The organism is Bradyrhizobium uaiense, from assembly GCF_010811875.1.
Taxonomy (GTDB): domain Bacteria; phylum Pseudomonadota; class Alphaproteobacteria; order Rhizobiales; family Xanthobacteraceae; genus Bradyrhizobium; species Bradyrhizobium uaiense.
Genome location: NZ_VKHP01000013.1, coordinates 35,979 through 55,562, shown reverse-complemented (window position 1 = coordinate 55,562; position 19,584 = coordinate 35,979). Strand labels below are relative to the sequence as shown.

Sequence of the window (19,584 nt, the reverse complement as noted above, 5' to 3'; positions counted from 1 at the left end):
AGCGAAGCGATGTCCGACCCGACCGAAGCAAAGCCAGATATTGCCGACGAGATCGAGGATTGCCCGCATTGCGGCAAGCCACTGCCGCTGTGCATCTGCGACAGCGTCACGCCCATCGAAAGCCGCGTCCAGATCCTGATCCTGATCCATCCGCAGGAGCAGGACAGGGCGCTCGGCACCGCGCGGCTGCTGGCGCGGCATTTCGAGCCCGCCGTGGTCCGGATCGGGCTGTCCTGGCCGAGCCTCGCCAAGGCGCTCGGCCGGCCGGTGCCCGATCCGTCACGCTGGGCGGTGCTCTATCTCGGCTCGGCCAAGGTCGAAGACCTCGATACCGATGCCGAGATCGTCGCGATCAACCGTAAGGGCGAGCTCGAGCCGCATCAGCGGGCGATCCTCTCCGACATCGAGGGCATCGTCCTGCTCGACGGCACCTGGAGCCAGGCCAAGGCGCTGTGGTGGCGCAATGCCTGGATGCTGAAGTGCCAGCGGGTGATTCTCGGACCGAAACGGCCCTCGCGCTACGGCAAGCTGCGTCGGGAACCGAGGCGCGACGGTCTGTCGACCATCGAGGCGGCCGCGATCCTGCTGGCCGGGTTGCAGAAGCGGCCGGATATTGCCGCAACCTTAGCCGATAGTTTCGACCGGATGCTGGCGAGATTCAGCGAAGTGCAGGCCAAAATGCCGGAATTGGCGCCAAAACCCAAGAAGCGGGACTTCCGGAGGCGCCGGCGTTAATTGCGCGATTGGTTGCCTATCGAAGAGAGGGCGTATATGAAGTCCGCCGCAAGGGGCCACGTGGCGGAGTGGTTACGCAACGGTCTGCAAAACCGTGTACACCAGTTCAATTCTGGTCGTGGCCTCCACTCATCTCATCAATGGCTTGCAGCCAACAAATGAGAAGCCGCATCAGCTCGCGGCGTACCAACCTTCAGGAAACGGAATCAGCGGCCACGGCGCCTGGTTGTCATTGGCAGCGCGCGGTGGCGGCTGAATGCGGGGCGAAGGCTGGGCCACGAAATCCTCCTGAGCAATAGGCGCGATCGCCGTTCGCACGGCGTCAAGCAGCAGATCAAATTCGACTTCGCTCATCGCGCTCTCCGAGGTTCGAGAGCGCCATGGTCGCAAAACTGTCTTCGGTCGGGATTGAGCGATTCGTTCGAATTTTATGAAAAGAACGATGGCGCCCGCTTTGGTTAATAAATGACTGATGACCCCTTGGGGAACCTAGGTCGGCATGGCCGCACCTCGTGTGAGACAAATCACATGTTTCGAAAAACTCTTCCCGGAATTCCCGGCAATATTCATAGCCTTCAAATATCGCAGGAATTTTAGGGAGACGTGACAATGAAAGCGAGCATTGCAGAACCGTCGCCAGCCGCATCTCGCATCGATCCTCGACTCTTGCTGACATGGTTCGCCAGCAGGACAGCGCTGGGCCCCGTGGGCAGTTCCCAAACGGCGTAGGTCGTCTACGCCAGCTGTCTATCGCCTCTGCGCAGCGGAAATTCCCGACGCGCCTTCGCGACCGCGATCATGCCAGCCTGGTGAGGTCGTCCGGCAACATGGTCTTGAATTGGGTCAGCACCTGCCGCGCCTTCTTCGGTGGCAAGGTGATCGCGTGTCGGACGGCCGCGGCGATCAGCGTCATCGTCAATCCCGAGAGCGTGGCGAGGGTGGCGGCCGGCATGTCGGGCGCAACCCGCTTGACGGTGTCGGACAACAGGCCTGAGAGCACGGCCATGTCGTCTGCATCGAGCTTTTGCAGGGCACGGTCGGCCTGCGTTGCCTGCCAGATGTCGCGCATGACAGGCTCACGCATGAACATCTCGTAGTAGCTGTCGACGATCCGGCAGAGCGCCGGGTGCAGGTCGCGTGCGGCCGCAACTTCGGCCAGATCGCGCCTGACGCAATCACGCCCGACGGCGTTATGCCGTTCCGCCAGCGTGCCGATGATGGCGGCCTTGTCCGGGAAATATTGATAGAGCGAGCCGAATGCGACTCCGCTGCGTTCGACGATGTCGCTCATGCGGAACGCCTCGCTGCCCTTTTCCGCCATGATCTCGGTCGCGCAGGCGAGGATGCGCTCGAAGCGCTCGCGGCTGCGCTGCTGCGTCGGGGCAAGCCGCGCCAGTCCGGGCGGAGCGGCTTCCGTCGCCGGCGCGGCCTTTCGTCTCGCCATCTCTGTCCTCCGCAAACGGGGTTGACGTTTCCAATACGAGAGTCTATCGCATTTTACAAATACGAGTATCTCTCGCATTTGGAGGTGGAGCGATGCGCAATATCCTGACCTCGGGCTTGCTGTGGTTTTCTGCACTCGGCTGCGGCCTGCTTGCCGGGCTTTATTTCGCGTTCTCGGCTTTCGTCATGACCGCGCTCGGCCGGATAGATCAGGCCGCCGGCATCTCGGCGATGAACGCGATCAGTGTCGACATCGTGCGCTCGCTGTTCATGCCGGTCTTCCTCGGCACCACGCTGTCCTGCGCGGCGCTGGTGGTGCTCGGCGCGCTGCGCTGGCAGGAGCCGGGTGCAATTGCGATGATTTGCGGCGGCGCCCTCTACGTGGTCGGCATGTTCATCGTCACTGTTGTCTTCAACGTGCCGCTGAACGATCAGCTTGCGGCGGTCGATCCCGCGAGCGCTGCGGCTGCGCCGGTCTGGGCGCGCTATCTGACCGATTGGACCATCTGGAACCACGTCCGGACCATCGCCTCGCTTGCGGCGACCACGCTGTTCATCGTCGCCATCGCCGCGCGATAGCGCGTTCTCCGGTTCAATCGACGGGGCGGGGCGCGCGCTTCGCATTTTGTGCACGATCTGTACTCGTAGGGCACGGTCGCTAAGGAAGTGGCGCCGCACGCCGATGTGCTGCCGACCGCCAGGACGAAGGCTGCGTCTGGAACATCAAGGTCGACTGGGCGAATTACGACGAGTCGGTGCTGTGGAAGAACGTCAACCTCTGCAGGCTGAACGTTCTGCGGCTGCGCTACGACCCCGGCACCAAGACCACCTCGTTCACCGCGGAATGATGGCGGGGGCGGGTGGTGTCTCGGGGAATCACGGCGCCGCGCCAATGCCGCGCCGTTGGTCCATCCGGGCGCCGGCGGTGCGGATGCTGGGACAGCCGGGACAGGCCTGCTTCTCTCTGGGACGCCGGCAAACCCTTGCACCGCAGGGGTTTACCGTCCCGCGCTAAAGTTTCGCCGGAGGCCCATTTGGTTCTTTGCAAGCCCGAAAGGCTTTGTTATACGCTGCCGGCTCGCGAACGTTTTGTTCGCCTATTCCTCGGTAGCTCAGCGGTAGAGCATTCGACTGTTAATCGAATGGTCGCTGGTTCGAATCCAGCCCGGGGAGCCAGCTTGCTGGCCCCATCAACATCCATCACCAGATCACAAGCCTGTGGTTCGCCGCAGACAGGCAAAAATCGTCGTCAAATCGACTCAATAGCCGTCGACACTTCGTCTCGCCGGGTCTTGAGAGGTGATTTTGATGGCGATTAACCTGATCGACCTGTCGATGCCGCAGCCGACGCTGGTTCCGAACGATGCCCCCGACATCAGTGATGATGAGTGCGTTCGCCTGCTCGCAAAAGCGGTGGAGGAACACGATTCCGAGCATCTCGACGAAGTAGCCCGCCTGATCGGCCGGCTTGCCGTCACGATCGAATAGGCTGCACGGCGGAGCGCGTTCCGGGAGCATTTTTTGCGCGCGCAACGCGTGTTGCGTTTTGGCGGAGCTTGTTCCAAAAGATGGCCCTGTTCTAGCTTTCTCCAGCGGCAATGCCGCGACTTGCAGGGTCCCGCCAATGACCGGTTTTTCGACCGCGCGCCAGTACATGGTCGATGGTCAGGTGCGTCCGAGCGACGTGACCGATGATCGTATTCTCGATGCCATGCTGACCGTGCCGCGCGAGGTATTCGTGCCGGCCAGCAAGCAGGCGCTTGCCTATCTGGATCTCGATCTCGATGTGACCGAGGGCGGCGCGGTGCGGCGCTACCTGATTACGCCGGCGCTGCTTGCCAGGATGCTGCAGGCCGCCGAGATCAAGGCCACCGATCGTGTGCTGGTGGTCGGCTGCGCAACGGGCTACGCCGCCGCCGTCGTGGCGCGCTTTGCCGCGGAGGTCAGCGCGACCGAGGGCGATCCGGCGCTTGCCGCAAAAGCGACCGCCGCGTTGGCCCAGCTCGGCGTCCAGAATGTGACCGTCAAGACCGCAGCGGCCGCCGACGGCGATGCCGCGGGGGCGCCGTTTGACGTCATCGTTCTCAACGGTGCCACAGCCGTTGTTCCGACCGGGCTGTTCGGCCAGCTCAAGGAGGGGGGGCGGCTGGTCGGGGTGTTCGGCCTGACGCCGCCGCCACGCGCCACCCTCGTGACTCACTCCCACGGGGATTTCGGACATCGCGAGCTGTTCGATGCCACCGCCCCCGTGCTGCCCGGGTTCGAGCAGCTTCCCGCCTTCGTCTTCTGACGGCTACTGCGCTGCGCTAGCTGAAAAAATCCCGTTCTGAATCAGAAGTGTGGCCCGTTTGCCCCATGTGAAGAGTTTCCACCGTGTTCCGTTGCGGGGTAGTTCCGTTGCCCTTAGCTGCGGACTAAGGTGAGGCGGGACTCACTTCGTCTGAAGCGACCGCCGGGCTGACTTGCTTGTGGGAGACGGCGACTACAATGATTGGATTACCGGGGATGCGTGGGGTGAAGGTTGTCACCGCGGCTGCGACTGCCGTCCTTCTGTTGGCTGAGCTGGGCCCCGTGCCCGCGCTCGCCGATACTATCGAGGCCGCGCTGGTGCGGTCCTACCAAAACAATCCTCAGCTGAACGCGCAACGCGCGCTGGTGCGGGCGACTGACGAAAACGTTCCGCAGGCGCTGTCTGGCTATCGTCCGAGGGCCTCGCTGACCGTGGGTGGTGGGTATCAATACACCGACCAACAGCCGACGGGCATCAAGGACTCGATCAAGGGCACTCAAAATCCGGCCAGTGCCGGCCTGACGGTGAGCCAGTCGCTGTTCAACGCGCAGACCCCGCACAAGGTGCGCGCGGCCGAAAGCCAGGTCTCGTCGGCACGCGAAGGTCTGCGCGTGCTCGAGCAGACCGTCATCCTGAGCGCGGCCACGATCTACATGGACTATCTGCGCGACTCGGCGATCGTCGAGGTCCAGCGCAGCAACACGCGCGTGCTGGAACAGACGCTGAAGCAGACCCAGGACCGCTTCAATGTCGGCGAGGTGACGCGGACCGACGTCGCGCAATCCGAGGCGCAGCTTGCGGCCGGCAGAACCCAGCAGCTCACCGCGGAATCGAACCTGACGACGACGCGATCGAATTTCCGCCGCATCATCGGCAACGAACCGCAGAACCTTGCGCCCGGCGCGCCGGTCGACCGCTTCCTGCCGGCGACGCTTGCGGCCGCCGTCGAGCTTGGCCTGACCCAGAATCCGAACGTCACCTCCGCGATGTTCGGCGTCGACGTCAATTTCCTGCAGACCAAGGTTGCCGAGGGCGCGCTGCTTCCGACTGTTGGCTTGCAGGCGACGGTGACCGAAGGCTACCAGCAGCAATTGTCGGTGAACCGCCTCTTCAATGCCGCGGCCAACGTTCAGATCTCGGTGCCGATCTATCAAGGCGGCACGGAGTACTCGCTGATCCGGCAGTCCAAGGAATCGCTGGCGCAGCAGCGCCTCGTTCTGGAGCAGACCCGCGATCAGGCCCGCGCCAACGTCGTTACCGCATGGGGCCAGCTGGTCGCCGGCAAGTCGCAGGTGGCATCGGCCCAGGCGCAGGTGACTGCGTCCGAGATTGCGTTGAACGGCGTGCGCGAAGAAGCCAAGGCTGGTCAGCGCACCACGCTCGACGTGCTCAACGCGCAGCAGGCGCTGGTCAACGCGCGCAATGCGCTGGTCACCGCGCAGCACGACCGCGTCGTCGCGTCGTACAACGTGCTGGCCGCCGTCGGTCGGCTGTCGCCGCAGGTGATGGGCCTTTCGACCAACGTCTATGATCCCAGCGTGCATTACCAGCAGGTGCGCGACAACTGGGCCGGCGTGCGCACGCCCGACGGCCGCTAAACGCCCTTAACTTCCAAACACCCTGCACATCATCGTCGCTTGTCGCGCCATGTTTGTGGTTCTGAGTTAATCAGGACCACAAGCAGGCGCGTTTGCTTGCAATCGATAATTGGCCTGACATACCGTTTTGTCGGGCAGCAAGGCGATTCGTGGCGCGCCGGCGTAGCGTGATGAAAGGTGCGACGCCACCTCTGATCACGCTGCAGTGGGCGACACGAAGCTTGCACAAAGCCTTGGGCGGGCTTGATCTGGGGACAAGTCGGGCGGGAGCAATGAAAATCTCCGCCCGCATCATCGGAACCGGCGAATCCTCTTGGGCTTGATGTAAAATAGTTTCGATGTGGAGTCGGAGATGACGCAACCTGCGAAGGTCCAAGAGCCCTCGATGGAGGAGATCCTGGCGTCGATCCGTCGCATCATTGCCGACGACGAGGCAAAGCCGGCTGCGGCCGAGAAGCCTGCGGCTGCCGCGGCAGCGCCGCCGAAGGTCGAGCCACCACCAGCAGCCAAGCCGGCGATGAAGAGCCCGCCGTCACCGGCCGCGAAGGCTGCCGCGCCCGCGCCGAAATCACCGCCGCCTGCGCCGGCACCGGCCAGCAACAGTCAGGACGACATCGATTCGCTGCTCGCCAGCCTCGATGAGGCGACGCCCGCCGCCGAGATCAGGCCGTCGCCGCAGCCCGAAGCCCAACCCGAAGCCGATGTGTTCGAGCTCACCGACGACATGGCGCTGCCGGCCCCGGCCCCCGCACCGTCGTTCCGCAAGGTCGAGCCGCAGGACGATGTCGAGTTCACGGAAGCCCGGACCCGGGCACCGGAACCGGTTCGGGAGCCGCCCGCGATCGAGCCCGCGCCGATGCAGCAGATCATCTCCGGAACCACGATGCGGGCGGTCGAGTCCGCCTTCAACTCGCTGGCCAACACCGTCCTGAGCAACAATGCCCGGACGCTGGAGGATCTGGTCAAGGAGATGCTGCGACCGATGTTGAAGTCCTGGCTGGACGACAACCTGCCGGGGCTGGTTGAGCGGATCGTCAAGGCCGAGATCGAGCGGGTCTCCCGCGGGCGCTAGCTCCGCGCAGGCGGCAATGCTGGCCGCGAGGGCTGGCGGCCTTCATTTCAGCCCCCAAATGCCCAAAACGCCCAAAACGCCGTTTTGACGCGCCGGTCCGGTTGACTTGGTGCGTTCTGGCGGCTTTCTAGCCTTTCCCCAAAGGTCCACAGCGCATTGTCATGATCGAGAAAAACTACCAGCCCGCCGATATCGAGCACCGCATGGCCCAGATCTGGGAGGACAGCGGTGCGTTCAAGGCCGGCCGGCCCGAGCGCAAGGACGCCGCGCCTTTCACCATCGTGATCCCGCCGCCGAACGTGACCGGCTCGCTGCACATGGGTCACGCGCTCAACAACACCTTGCAGGACATCCTGTGCCGCTTCGAGCGGATGCGCGGCCGCGACGTGCTGTGGCAGCCCGGCACTGACCACGCCGGCATCGCCACCCAGATGGTGGTCGAGCGTCAGCTGATGGAACGGCAGGAGCCGGGCCGGCGCGACATGGGCCGCGCCAAGTTCCTCGAGCGGGTCTGGCAGTGGAAGGCGGAAAGTGGCGGCACCATCGTCAACCAGCTCAAGCGCCTCGGCGCGTCCTGCGATTGGTCGCGCGAGCGCTTCACCATGGACGAGGGCCTGTCGCGCGCCGTCGTCAAGGTGTTCGTCGAGCTGCACCGCCAGGGCCTGATCTACAAGGACAAGCGCCTGGTCAATTGGGACCCGAAGCTGCTCACCGCGATCTCCGATCTCGAAGTGCAGCAGGTCGAGGTCAGGGGCCATCTCTGGTACCTGCGCTATCCGATCGAGGGCCGGACTTTCAATCCTGAGGATCCAAAGTCGTTCATCGTGGTCGCGACGACGCGTCCCGAGACGATGCTGGGCGACACCGCGGTCGCGGTGCATCCGGACGACGAGCGCTACACCGATCTGGTCGGCCAGCATGTCATCCTGCCGCTGGTCGGCCGCCGGATTCCGATCGTCGCCGACGACTACTCCGATCCCGAGAAGGGCTCGGGCGCGGTCAAGGTGACGCCGGCGCACGACTTCAACGACTTCGAGATCGGCAAGCGCCACGGCCTGCCGCAGATCAGCGTGCTCGACCAGGAAGGCTGCCTCAGCCTCTCCGGCAACGAGGATTATCTGCGCGGCCTGCCGGTGGGTGCTGACGAGTTCGCGACGGAGTTTCAGGGGATAGAGCGCTTCACGGCGCGCAAGAAGATCGTGGCGCGGCTGGAGGAGTTCGGCTTCCTCGAGCGGATCGAGCCCAACACCCACATGGTGCCGCATGGCGACCGCTCCGGCGTCGTGATCGAGCCGTATCTCACCGACCAGTGGTATGTCGACGCCCACACGCTGGCGCAGCCGGCGATCGCGGCGGTGCGCTCCGGCGAAACCACGTTCGTGCCGAGGAACTGGGAAAAGACCTATTTCGATTGGATGGAGAACATCCAGCCCTGGTGCATCTCGCGCCAGCTGTGGTGGGGCCACCAGATCCCGGCCTGGTACGGCCCCGACGGCAAGGTGTTCGTCGCCGAGACCGAGGAGGAGGCGGTCGGCAACGCGCTCGGCTATTACGTCGAGCAGGAAGTCATCACGCCGGAGCAGGGCCACGACATGGCGGTCGACCCCGCCAAGCGCGAGGGCTTCATCACGCGTGATGAAGACGTGCTCGACACCTGGTTCTCGTCGGCGCTGTGGCCGTTCTCGACGCTGGGCTGGCCGGACGATGCGCCGGAAGTCGCGCGCTATTACCCGACCAACACGCTGGTGACGGGCTTCGACATCATCTTCTTCTGGGTCGCCCGCATGATGATGATGGGCCTCCATTTCATGAAGGAGGCGCCGTTCTCGACCGTCTACATCCACCGTCTCGTCCGTGACGAGAAGGGCGCCAAGATGTCGAAGTCGAAGGGCAACGTGATCGATCCGCTCGGCGTGATCGACGAATACGGCGCCGACGCGCTGCGCTTCGCGCTGACCCGCGAGGCGGCGCAGGGCCATGACATCCGTCTGTCGCCGCATCTCGTCGAAACCAACCGCAACTTCGCGACCAAGTTCTGGAACGCCTGCCGCTTCGCCGAGATGAACGAGTGCGTGAAGCCGGACGGCTTCGATCCGAAGGGCGCCAAGGAGACGTTGAACCGCTGGATCGCGCACGAGACCTCGCGCGTCACCCGCGAAGTGACCGAGACGATCGAGGATCATCGCTTCAACGATGCGGCGGCTGCAATCTACCGCTTCGTCTGGAACGTGTTCTGCGACTGGTATCTCGAGCTGGCAAAGCCGGTGCTGATGGGGGAGGAGGGCGCCGCCAAGGCCGAAACGCGGGCCATGATCGCCTGGACGCGCGATGAGATCCTCAAGCTGCTGCATCCGTTCATGCCCTTCATCACCGAAGAGCTGTGGGCCGTGACGGCAAAGCGCGACGGCCTCCTGGTGCTGGCGCCCTGGCCGCGCAAATCGGGCGTGACCAGCGAGCAGCTGGCGGCGATCGCCACTGCGGGGCCGGTGGTCGATCCGATCATTCCGCCTGTCATTGCCGCGCTCGACGCCGATGAGTTCAGCGATCCCGCGGCCGAGGCCGAGATCGGCTGGGTGGTCGATCTCGTCACCGCGATGCGCTCGGTGAAGGCGGAGATGAACATCCCGCCGTCGACGCTGACGCCGCTGGTGATCGTGACCAGTTCCGATGAAACACGGGATCGCGCGCAGCGCTGGAACGACACCATCAAGCGCCTCGCGCGATTGTCGGACATTTCCTTCGCGGACGCTGCGCCGGAGGGCGCCATGCAGCTGCTGGTGCGCGGCGAAGTCGTCGCGCTGCCGTTGAAGGGCGTGATTGATCTGGCCGCCGAACGGGCGCGGCTGGAGAAGGAGCTCGGCAAGGCCGATGCCGACATCAAGCGGGTCGACGCAAAACTGTCCAACGAGAAGTTCGTCGCCAACGCGCCGGAAGAGCTGGTCGAGGAAGAGAAGGAAAAGCGCGCCGCTGCGCAGGAGCGCCGGACCAAGATTCTCGAGGCGATCGAGCGGTTGAAGAAGGCGTCATAGGCTAAGGCTGTGACGCTCAGAACCGCTTGCTGAGGAATTTCGATCCCTTCAGCCCGTAGCGCCAGGGCAGCTCGACGGCCTTGGTGATGCCGATCCGCAGTCCGGTGACGATGTCGGGCGTCTCCAGCCGCGCGTGGAGCGCGATCGGCGGACGGTCGAGCGGCAGCTCGCTGTGGGCGATGGTGATGCCGAGCGCCTCGCAGAGCTTGCCCGGCCCCGAGCACAGCGCGCGTTCGTCTTCCAGACCGCGCCGCCGGCGCATCGCGGCCAGCCCATGGGTTGGCTCGAGCGCGCGGATCAAGACCGCGCTCGCCGAGCCCGGCTGCTCGCAGACGAGGTTGACGCACCAATGGATGCCGTAGGAGCGGTAGACATAGGAGAAGCCCGGCGGGCCGAACATCACCTGGTTGCGCGGGGTCGGCCCGTTGTAGGAGTGCGCCGCCGGTTCGGTGTGATGGTAGGCCTCGACCTCGGTGATGATGCCGCCGACGCCGCCGACCAGGAAGGTCGTTCCGATCAGGTCGGGGGCGACCTCGAGAACGCTGCGATCGAAGAAGGAGCGCTTGAGCGCCTTGCCGAGGCGCGGCGCGGTCGCACGGGTCAAGCGGGGTTTTTGAGCCATTTTGAGGTGGGAATCGGCGTGGAACAGGCCGCAAGACTGCCAATATATGGGCTGGTCTGCTAGGGTCGTGGGGCGGGTTGCGAGCCGCATCAACACCGATTAGCTAAGGTCTTCAGTTTAGGATCATGATCTCCAGCGCAAACCCGTCCCGGGTTTGTCGCGGGAAAACCGGGCTACACTTTTCCGGATCATGCTCGCGCGACTTGCAGGCACCTATGGTCACCATCGTCGACACCGTTTCCACCACCCAGCTCCGCCCGCGCCACCCCGAAAAGGTGAACCGGCCCGATGCCGTGTCGCCGCCGAAGCCGGACTGGATCCGGGTTCGCGCGCCGAACACGCGCGGCTATGCCGATACGCGCAAGATCGTGAAGGAGAACGGCCTCGTCACGGTGTGCGAGGAGGCGGGCTGCCCCAATATCGGTGAGTGCTGGGACAAGAAGCACGCCACTTTCATGATCATGGGAGACACCTGCACCCGCGCCTGCGCGTTCTGCAACGTCAAGACCGGCATGCCCGGCGCGCTCGATGCCCATGAGCCTGAACACGTTGCCGAGGCGGTCTCCAAGCTGGGACTGGCCCATGTCGTCATCACCTCTGTCGATCGCGATGATCTCGCCGACGGCGGCGCCGAGCATTTTGCGCAAGTGATCCGCGCCATCCGCGCGCGCTGCCCGTCCACCACGATCGAGATCCTGACGCCGGACTTCCTGCGCAAGGACGGCGCGCTCGAGCGCGTGGTTGCGGCCAAGCCCGACGTCTTCAACCACAATCTGGAAACCGTGCCGTCGCGCTATCTGACGGTCCGTCCCGGCGCCCGCTATTTCCATTCGATCCGGCTGCTGCAGCGGGTCAAGGAGATCGACCCGACCATCTTCACCAAGTCGGGCATCATGGTCGGCCTCGGCGAAGAGCGCCATGAGGTGCTGCAAGTGATGGATGATCTGCGCTCGGCCGAGGTGGATTTCCTGACCATCGGCCAATACCTGCAGCCGTCCCGCAAGCATCACGCCGTGATGCGCTACGTGACGCCGGACGAATTCGGAGGCTACGAGCGCGTGGCCTATACCAAGGGTTTTCTTATGGTGTCGGCGAGCCCGCTGACACGCTCGTCGCATCACGCCGGCGAGGATTTTGCGAAGCTGCAGGCGGCCCGCACGGCTCGCGGCCGCTAGATTTTGTAAGCGGCGGTAGGCGGGCGCCATCATGCGCCATTGCTCGATCGAGCCTTGACCGAACCTTGGACTGGACCAATGCAGCGCGTTCTGGTGATGGGATCGTCGGGATCCGGCAAGTCGACCTTTGCGCGGCGGCTGTCCACCATGACGGGCATTCCGACCGTGTCGATTGATGCGCTGTTCTGGAAACCGGGCTGGGTCGAATCCGACAAGCACGAATTCGAGCGCCGCATGATCGACGCCGCACGAGAGCCGCGCTGGATCATGGATGGGAACTACATGAAGAGCGGGGCAGGTGAGCTGCGCCGGGAGCTGTCCGATACGATCATCTGGTTCGACCTGCCGCGGTCGACCTGCATGCTCGGAATCCTCGGCCGCATTGCCGGGAGCTATGGCCAGGTTCGCCCCGAGATGGCCGAAGGCTGCCCGGAGAAGATCGACCTGGAATTCTTCCGCTATGTCTGGACCTATCGCCGGCAGCAGCGCCCGAAGCTGATCGAGTATTTTGCGGGCTTGCGCCCCGATCAATCGCTGGTCTGCTTCACCGATCGGGCCCAGGCGGACGATTACCTGAAGCGCCTCGCACTCCGGCAAAACCGTGCGAGTATCCACTGATGCCACGATTCTCCAGCAAGCGGCGGGTCCGCCACACAGCCCCTCAAATGTTCGATCTGGTCGCCGACGTCGAGCGCTATCCGGAATTCGTGCCGCTGTGCCAGGCGCTCAAGATCCGCCAGCGCACGCCCAAGGACGACGGCACCGAAATCGTGGTCGCCGACATGACGGTCTCCTTCAAGCTGGTCAAGGAAACCTTCACCAGCAGGGTGACGCTCGATCGGCCCAACCTGAAGATCCTGGTCGAATACCTGCGCGGCCCGTTCAGCAATCTGGAGAACCGCTGGAGCTTCGAGCCGAAGTCTGAGGCCGAATGCGATGTCGGCTTCTTCCTGAACTACGAATTCAAGAGCCGGATGCTGGCGATGCTGATGGGCTCGATGTTCGACGCCGCCTTCGGGCGGTTTGCCCACGCGTTCGAGAAGCGGGCGGATCAGGTCTACGGCAAGCCGCAGCTCTCGACCTAACGAAGCCGTCTGGCCTTCCTCCCGGAACGCAAATGCCCGGCACAAGGCCGGGCATGACGAGCGACGCGTATGCGCGTTCGCCGAGTTACGGGCAGGAGCGGCGCACGCCGCCGGACGCAATGTAGGTGCCCGAAGCCGGATCGTAGGTGCGGAAGCGCTGGGAGCAATAGGCGTCGTTATTGGCCTTCGCCTGGCTTGCCGCGATGGCGCCACCGATGATCGCGCCGGCTGCGAGGCCGCCGATGATCGCAGCGCCGTTTCCACGGTCGCGATGATAATAACCGTCGCGGTAGCCGTAACCACCCCGATAGCCGTAACGCGGGCCGCCATGCCAATGGCGATACTGCACGTGCTCGACGGAGGTAGGCTGGTCCTGCAAGCGGGCGGCGGGCGCGAGCGGTGCGGCAATCGAGGGGACAACAGTCGACAGCGCCATGGCGCCAGCGGTGATCGCAGCCACGACCAAAGTTCCCAACTTCATCATTTTCTCCTTGTTGTGGGATTTTGCTGTTCGAAGAACAGTTGAAACAGCAGAGTTGGAACAGGAGAAAATGGCGAAGCGCCGTCGTCGTTCCACCTGCGATGGGCGGCACAGGGTCGCAGTTGACAGAGAGTGGTGCGAAGTCGGCGCTTTTGCGCGTTTCGACTCTCTCGTCGACCTATCCGCGCGGCGGCCGCCGCCGTTTCGCGGCGTGGCTTCGCGGCGAACGGGCCACCCGTGGCCGCAACCGGCTGGCGGCCTCGCGGCGGGGCTTTGCGGCCTGCGGCGGGCGCGCAAGCTCCATCAGCATGCGCAACGCTTCGACCACAGAGCGCTGCCGTACCGTGCTGCGGCCGATCGCGCCAAATCGCTGCTCACGGTGAAGGATGCGGCCGTCGCGCGCGGCGACGGCGAAATGCACCAGGCCGACCGGCTTGCCCGGCGTCGCGCCGCCGGGGCCCGCGATCCCGGTGATCGAGACCGAAAGGTCGACGCCGGCCTTCTCCAGCGCACCGATCGCCATCGCGGTCGCGGTTTCCTTGCTCACAGCGCCGAACGTCTCAAGCGTTGCGGCCTTGACGCCAAGCATCACCCGCTTGGCCTCGTTCGAATAGGTGACGAAGCCGCGATCGATCACGTCGGAAGAGCCGGGGATGTCGGTGAGCGCGCCCGCAACCAGGCCGCCGGTGCAGGACTCGGCGGTCGCGATGGTCAGCTTGCGCATCCGGCACAGGTCGAGCAGCGAGCGGGACAGGGCACGAGCGTCGCTGCCGCCCATGTCAGGCACTCCAGCTCTTGTCGTCCCAGGGAAGGCGGATCGTGGCACTCGCGGTCGCCGCGATACCTTCCTCGCGGCCGGTGAAGCCGAGCCGCTCGCTGGTGGTCGCCTTGACCGCCACGCGCGAGATGTGCACGCCGGAGATCTCCGCGATCTTGGCCCGCATCGTGTCGCGCAGCGGACCGATCTTCGGCCGTTCGCAGATCATCGTCACTTCGAGATTGGCGATCCGTCCGCCCCGCGCGGTAACGCGTTCGACGGCGTATTTGAGGAATTGGTCGGAGGAGGCGCCCTTCCACTTGGCGTCGCTCGGCGGGAAATGCGAGCCGATGTCGCCGTCGGCCAGCGCGCCGAGAATGGCGTCGACCAGCGCATGCAGCCCGACATCACCGTCGGAATGGGCCAGGAATCCTTTGGTGTGCGGCACGCGCACGCCGCAGAGCATCACGTGGTCGCCGTCGCCAAAGGCGTGCACGTCGTAGCCGGTGCCGGTCCTGATGTCGCCGAGCTGGCTTGCGAGCCGCGCTTCCTCGCGCACGAAGTCTTCGGGTGTGGTCAATTTCATGTTGGCAAGATCACCTTCAAACGTCGCGACCGTCAATCCCGCCCATTCTGCAAGTGCGGCATCGTCGGTGAAATCGCTGCGGCCCTCGCGCGCGGCGCGACGATGCGCTTCCAATATTACATCGAAACGAAAAGCCTGCGGCGTTTGCGCGATCCTCAAGCGCGCGCGCTCCGGCGTCGCCTCGACGTCGCCGGTATCGCCGGTGAGCTTGATCGTGTCGGTGACGGGAATCACGGGGATCGCAGCGCCGGTCCGGCCGGCCGCAGCGATCGCGCGCGAGATCACGGCTGCGGTGACGAAGGGGCGCGCGGCGTCGTGGATCAGAACGATGTCGGGCTTCTCGCCGGCGAGCGCCTCGAGCCCGGCATGGACCGAGGCCTGCCGGGTCGCACCGCCCGGCGTCGGCGGCTGATGGCGCAGGCTCGCGACGGCTTCATCGAACAGTGCGGCATCATCAGGATTGACCACCGGCTGCACGGCAAACACGTCCGGATGCCCGGAGAACGCCTCCATGGCGCGGTAGATCACCGTCTGTCCGCCGATCGTCCGGTATTGCTTCGGTCCACCGGCGCCGGCGCGCAGTCCACGGCCGGCTGCGACAAGGATAGCGGCGGTACGCTCAGGCTTCGGCATTTTGAACCAGTGACAGACGAATCGGGGATGAGGGGGACGGCGAGGGCCGCCGCGCACAGCCCTTAGCATGACCGCTGCGCAAAAACAGAGCGTTTGCCGATGACTGTGGGAAAAGCAGATTTTGTTGCAGTGCACTTGCGTAGATGGTAGAAATGTCTAAACCGTAGGCATGAACCTTGACTGCACAAGAATTGTGCGCAGAATAGACAGCGTCAGCCGCAATGGCGTGGCTGACAGAACGACGAGACGGCTGTGATCGGCGTGCAAAGTACTCCTCGTAACCCATTGAAGATAGGCGATATTGCTGTCGCCAACCGGGTTCTCCTCGCGCCCATGTCCGGCATCACCGACGCGCCCTTCCGGCGACTCGCTGCCACTCTGGGGGCCGGCCTGGTGGTCTCCGAGATGACCGCCAGCGACGACCTGGTGAACGGCAAGCCGATGTCGAAGCTGCGTTGTGAGGCAGCCGGGATCGGGCCGCATGTGGTCCAGCTTGCCGGCTGCGAGACCCACTGGATGGCGGAGGGCGCACGGATCGCCGAGGGCGCCGGCGCCGACATCATCGACATCAACATGGGCTGCCCGGCGCGCCATGTGACCGGTGGCCAGTCCGGCTCGGCCCTGATGCGCGACCTGGACCATGCGGTCGCGCTGATCGATGCGACCATCGCCGCGGTCAAGGTGCCGGTGACGCTGAAGATGCGGCTCGGCTGGGACGACCGCTCGCTCAATTCGCCCGAACTGGCGCGCCGCGCCGAGGCGTCAGGCGTGCAGATGATCACCGTGCATGGCCGCACCCGCTGCCAGTTCTACAAGGGCGAGGCGAACTGGAACGCGGTACGCCCGGTCAAGGACGCCGTCACGATCCCGGTCGTGGTCAATGGCGACATCACCTCGTTCGACAAGGCTATCGGCGCGCTGGAGATGTCCGGCGCGGATGCCGTCATGATCGGTCGCGGCGCGCAAGGGCAGCCCTGGTTGCCCGGCCAGATCGGCCGCCGCCTCGAGACCGGGATCACCGAGACCGCGCCGTCGCTCGCCGAGCAGCTCAAGCACGTTCGCGCGCTCTATGACGAGGTCTGCAGCCATTATGGCCTGCGCATCGGACTCAAGCATGCGCGCAAGCATCTCGGCTGGGCGCTGGAGACGGCTGCCGCCTATAGCTGCGCGCCGGCGGCAACATTGAAGACCTGGCGGCAGGCGATCCTGACCTCGGAGGAGCCGTCCAGCGTGCATCGCGCGCTCGAGGATGCCTACGACGATTTTGCCTGGAGTGCTGCCGCATGACGTCAGCCATGGAATTCCGCCGGCCCGTGCCGACCGACGGCGAGGCCATCCTCAACGCGCTGCCCAATCCGGTGCTGCTGGTCGCACCCGACGGCCGGATCGTCGACGCCAACATCGCCGCCGAATCCTTCTTCGAGATCTCGACGCAGTTTTTGCGCCGGCAGTCGCTGAAGGAACTGGTGCCGTTCGGCAGCCCGCTGCTGGCGCTGATCGAGCAGGTGCGGGCGAGCGGCTCGCCGGTCAACGAATACAAGGTCGATCTCGGCACGCCGCGGATCGGCGGCGATCGTCAGGTCGACCTGCACGTCGCGCCGCTGACCGAGCGGCCCGGGCACATCGTGGTGATGCTGCAAGAGCGCACCATCGCCGACAAGATGGACCGCCAGCTCACCCATCGCAGCGCCGCACGCTCGGTGATCGCGCTGGCTGCTATGCTCGCCCACGAGATCAAGAACCCGCTGTCCGGCATCCGCGGCGCGGCGCAACTGCTGGAGCAGCAGGCGTCCTCCGAGGACCGGCTGCTGACGCGGCTGATCTGCGACGAGGCCGACCGCATCGTCACGCTGGTCGACCGCATGGAAGTGTTCGGCGACGACCGCCCGGTGGCGCGCGGGCCGGTCAACATCCATTCCGTGCTCGACCATGTGAAGCGCCTGGCGCAGTCGGGCTTTGCCCGCAACGTCCGCTTCATCGAGGACTATGATCCGTCGCTGCCGCCGGTGCTCGCCAACCAGGACCAGCTGATCCAGGTCTTCCTCAATCTGGTGAAGAACGCGGCGGAAGCGGTCGCCGATCTCGGCACCGATGCCGAAATCCACCTCACCACGGCGTTCCGGCCGGGCGTGCGGCTGTCGGTGCCCGGCAAGAAATCGCGGGTCTCGCTGCCGCTCGAATTCTGCGTCAAGGACAACGGTTCAGGCGTGCCGGAAGATTTGCTGCCGAACCTGTTCGATCCCTTCGTCACCACCAAGCAGACCGGCAGCGGGCTCGGCCTCGCGCTGGTCGCCAAGATCGTCGGCGATCACGGCGGCATCATCGAATGCGAGTCGCAGCCGCGCAAGACCACTTTCCGCGTGCTGATGCCGATGTACAGCGCCGCCAAGCAACACGACCATAGCAACCGCGATGACGTTCCGGGTACGTCCTCGCCTGCCTCTCAGGACGCACGATGAGGAACAACAACAATGCCTGCAGGTAGCATACTTGTCGCTGACGACGACACTGCCATCCGGACCGTCCTGAACCAGGCGCTCTCGCGCGCCGGCTACGAGGTTCGCCTGACCGGCAACGCCGCCACGCTGTGGCGCTGGGTCAGCCAGGGTGAGGGCGACCTTGTCATCACCGACGTGGTGATGCCCGACGAGAACGCATTCGATCTCTTGCCGCGGATCAAGAAGATGCGGCCCAACCTGCCGGTCATCGTGATGAGCGCGCAGAACACCTTCATGACCGCGATCCGCGCCTCCGAGCGCGGCGCCTATGAATACTTGCCGAAGCCGTTCGACCTGAAGGAGCTGATCACCATCGTCGGCCGCGCGCTGGCCGAGCCGAAGGAGCGCGTCTCCAGTCCTGCCGACGAGGGCGAGTTCGACTCGATCCCGCTGGTCGGCCGGTCGCCGGCGATGCAGGAAATCTACCGCGTGCTGGCGCGGCTGATGCAGACCGATCTCACCGTGATGATCTCGGGTGAGTCAGGCACCGGCAAGGAGCTGGTCGCCCGCGCGCTGCACGATTACGGTCGGCGCCGCAACGGCCCGTTCGTCGCGGTCAACATGGCGGCGATCCCGCGCGACCTCATTGAATCAGAGCTGTTCGGCCATGAGCGCGGTGCGTTCACCGGCGCCAACACCCGCGCCTCCGGCCGCTTCGAGCAGGCCGAGGGCGGCACGCTGTTCCTCGATGAGATCGGCGACATGCCGATGGAGGCGCAGACCCGGCTGCTGCGCGTGCTGCAGCAGGGCGAGTACACCACCGTCGGCGGCCGCACCCCGATCAAGACCGACGTGCGCATCGTCGCGGCCTCCAACAAGGACCTGCGCATCCTGATCCAGCAGGGCCTGTTCCGCGAGGATCTGTTCTTCCGCCTCAACGTGGTGCCGCTGCGGCTGCCGCCGCTGCGCGAGCGCATCGAGGATCTGCCCGACCTGATCCGGCACTTCTTCTCGCTCGCCGAGAAGGACGGCTTGCCGCCGAAGAAGCTCGACGCCCAGGCGCTGGAACGGCTCAAGCAGCACCGCTGGCCGGGCAATGTCCGCGAGCTGGAAAACCTCGCCCGGCGGCTCGCCGCGCTGTATCCGCAGGACGTCATCACCGCCTCGGTCATCGACGGTGAGCTGGCGCCGCCGGCGGTCACCTCGGGCAGCACCGCGAGCGTCGGCGTCGACAATCTCGGCGGCGCGGTCGAGGCCTATCTGTCCTCGCACTTCTCCGGCTTCCCGAACGGCGTGCCTCCGCCGGGCCTCTACCACCGCATCCTCAAGGAGATCGAGATCCCGCTGCTGACCGCCGCGCTGGCGGCGACCCGCGGCAACCAGATCCGGGCCGCCGACCTGCTCGGATTGAACCGCAATACGCTGCGCAAGAAGATCCGCGACCTCGATATCCAGGTCTATCGGAGCGGCGGGTAGGGCTGACGGGGCGGAGCGCGGGCCCCGCCACCGCCCACCGGTATTGAGTAGTCACAAATGGTTTTGAGGACACGGCGCCGCACCACCGTTTGCGCCGCGGAAATGTCGCAATTCGGCAACATTGTGATATGATTGCATCAGTTCGCAATTCCCGCGGGCGATCG

Annotated in this window: 19 protein-coding genes and 2 tRNA genes; 15 read left to right on the top strand and 6 right to left on the bottom strand. The window is 65.0% G+C overall.

The genetic code is table 11. The annotated features are described in order from the left end of the window. The first annotated feature begins 9 nt into the window (after positions 1-9). Positions 10-735, top strand: coding sequence for a tRNA-uridine aminocarboxypropyltransferase (locus tag FNJ47_RS05870; protein WP_163151540.1), 726 nt, complete (start codon positions 10-12; stop codon positions 733-735). Positions 736-789: 54 nt separating this feature from the next. Beyond that, positions 790-863, top strand: a tRNA-Cys gene (locus FNJ47_RS05865). A gap of 43 nt (positions 864-906) precedes the next feature. Here FNJ47_RS05865 and FNJ47_RS05860 read toward each other — a convergent pair. Then, a complete protein-coding gene (locus FNJ47_RS05860) occupies positions 907-1,089 on the bottom strand; it encodes a hypothetical protein (protein ID WP_024584196.1) in 183 nt (60 codons plus the stop codon). A 442-nt stretch (positions 1,090-1,531) separates the two neighbouring features. Beyond that, on the bottom strand, positions 1,532-2,179 hold the full coding sequence (locus FNJ47_RS05855; protein ID WP_163151538.1) for a TetR/AcrR family transcriptional regulator: 648 nt from the start codon (positions 2,177-2,179) through the stop codon (positions 1,532-1,534). A gap of 92 nt (positions 2,180-2,271) precedes the next feature. Here FNJ47_RS05855 and FNJ47_RS05850 point away from each other — a divergent pair, with 92 nt between their 5' ends. The 7 genes from FNJ47_RS05850 to FNJ47_RS05820 all read left to right on the top strand — a co-directional run bounded on the left by FNJ47_RS05850 (position 2,272) and on the right by FNJ47_RS05820 (position 10,167). Further along, positions 2,272-2,757, top strand: coding sequence for an anthrone oxygenase family protein (locus FNJ47_RS05850; RefSeq protein WP_163151536.1), 486 nt, complete (start codon positions 2,272-2,274; stop codon positions 2,755-2,757). 522 nt (positions 2,758-3,279) lie between these two features. Beyond that, positions 3,280-3,354 (top strand) — tRNA-Asn (locus FNJ47_RS05845). A 132-nt stretch (positions 3,355-3,486) separates the two neighbouring features. Next, positions 3,487-3,666 carry a hypothetical protein gene (locus FNJ47_RS05840; RefSeq protein ID WP_163151534.1) on the top strand — a complete coding sequence of 60 codons (180 nt, stop codon included), beginning with the start codon at positions 3,487-3,489 and terminating at the stop codon, positions 3,664-3,666. A 136-nt stretch (positions 3,667-3,802) separates the two neighbouring features. Beyond that, positions 3,803-4,468 (top strand): protein-L-isoaspartate O-methyltransferase family protein, encoded by a 666-nt coding sequence (locus tag FNJ47_RS05835; protein WP_163151532.1) that lies wholly within the window; start codon positions 3,803-3,805, stop codon positions 4,466-4,468. 215 nt (positions 4,469-4,683) lie between these two features. Then, a complete protein-coding gene (locus tag FNJ47_RS05830) occupies positions 4,684-6,066 on the top strand; it encodes a TolC family outer membrane protein (protein ID WP_163151530.1) in 1,383 nt (460 codons plus the stop codon). A 352-nt stretch (positions 6,067-6,418) separates the two neighbouring features. Next, positions 6,419-7,138: a PopZ family protein gene (locus FNJ47_RS05825; protein WP_163151528.1), complete on the top strand. Its 720-nt coding sequence runs from the start codon at positions 6,419-6,421 to the stop codon at positions 7,136-7,138. A 161-nt stretch (positions 7,139-7,299) separates the two neighbouring features. Then, complete coding sequence (locus FNJ47_RS05820) at positions 7,300-10,167, top strand: valine--tRNA ligase (protein WP_163151526.1); 2,868 nt, start codon at positions 7,300-7,302, stop codon at positions 10,165-10,167. 16 nt (positions 10,168-10,183) lie between these two features. On the opposite strand, the gene FNJ47_RS05815 is transcribed toward FNJ47_RS05820, so the two are convergent. After that, positions 10,184-10,789, bottom strand: a complete 606-nt coding sequence (locus tag FNJ47_RS05815) for a DNA-3-methyladenine glycosylase (protein ID WP_163151524.1) — start codon at positions 10,787-10,789, stop codon at positions 10,184-10,186. A gap of 215 nt (positions 10,790-11,004) precedes the next feature. Between FNJ47_RS05815 and lipA the strand changes: the two genes are divergently transcribed. From lipA to FNJ47_RS05800, 3 genes are all read left to right on the top strand, one after another. Then, a complete protein-coding gene (gene lipA / locus FNJ47_RS05810) occupies positions 11,005-11,964 on the top strand; it encodes a lipoyl synthase (RefSeq protein ID WP_163151522.1) in 960 nt (319 codons plus the stop codon). Positions 11,965-12,042: 78 nt separating this feature from the next. Further along, the gene (locus FNJ47_RS05805; RefSeq protein ID WP_163151520.1) at positions 12,043-12,582 is read left to right on the top strand and encodes an AAA family ATPase; all 540 of its coding nucleotides are present in this window, start codon (positions 12,043-12,045) and stop codon (positions 12,580-12,582) included. Next, positions 12,582-13,049, top strand: a complete 468-nt coding sequence (locus tag FNJ47_RS05800; RefSeq protein ID WP_163151517.1) for a type II toxin-antitoxin system RatA family toxin — start codon at positions 12,582-12,584, stop codon at positions 13,047-13,049. The genes FNJ47_RS05805 and FNJ47_RS05800 overlap by 1 nt, the downstream gene beginning before the upstream one ends. Before the next feature lie 85 nt (positions 13,050-13,134). On the opposite strand, the gene FNJ47_RS05795 is transcribed toward FNJ47_RS05800, so the two are convergent. The 3 genes from FNJ47_RS05795 to FNJ47_RS05785 all read right to left on the bottom strand — a co-directional run bounded on the left by FNJ47_RS05795 (position 13,135) and on the right by FNJ47_RS05785 (position 15,506). Next, positions 13,135-13,533, bottom strand: coding sequence for a BA14K family protein (locus FNJ47_RS05795; RefSeq protein WP_163151515.1), 399 nt, complete (start codon positions 13,531-13,533; stop codon positions 13,135-13,137). A gap of 175 nt (positions 13,534-13,708) precedes the next feature. Beyond that, on the bottom strand, positions 13,709-14,308 hold the full coding sequence (locus FNJ47_RS05790) for a CinA family protein (protein WP_163151513.1): 600 nt from the start codon (positions 14,306-14,308) through the stop codon (positions 13,709-13,711). Between the two features lies 1 nt (position 14,309). Next, positions 14,310-15,506: a bifunctional 2-C-methyl-D-erythritol 4-phosphate cytidylyltransferase/2-C-methyl-D-erythritol 2,4-cyclodiphosphate synthase gene (locus FNJ47_RS05785; protein WP_163151511.1), complete on the bottom strand. Its 1,197-nt coding sequence runs from the start codon at positions 15,504-15,506 to the stop codon at positions 14,310-14,312. Between the two features lie 285 nt (positions 15,507-15,791). Between FNJ47_RS05785 and dusB the strand changes: the two genes are divergently transcribed. Genes dusB through ntrC form a run of 3 tightly spaced genes read left to right on the top strand, consistent with a single transcriptional unit; the run spans position 15,792 to position 19,420 of the window. Then, the gene (gene dusB / locus FNJ47_RS05780; protein ID WP_163151509.1) at positions 15,792-16,793 is read left to right on the top strand and encodes a tRNA dihydrouridine synthase DusB; all 1,002 of its coding nucleotides are present in this window, start codon (positions 15,792-15,794) and stop codon (positions 16,791-16,793) included. Continuing rightward, complete coding sequence (locus FNJ47_RS05775; RefSeq protein WP_163151507.1) at positions 16,790-17,965, top strand: two-component system sensor histidine kinase NtrB; 1,176 nt, start codon at positions 16,790-16,792, stop codon at positions 17,963-17,965. The genes dusB and FNJ47_RS05775 overlap by 4 nt, the downstream gene beginning before the upstream one ends. A 12-nt stretch (positions 17,966-17,977) precedes the next feature. Next, positions 17,978-19,420 (top strand): nitrogen regulation protein NR(I), encoded by a 1,443-nt coding sequence (gene ntrC / locus FNJ47_RS05770; RefSeq protein ID WP_163151505.1) that lies wholly within the window; start codon positions 17,978-17,980, stop codon positions 19,418-19,420. The last annotated feature ends 164 nt before the right edge of the window (positions 19,421-19,584 follow it).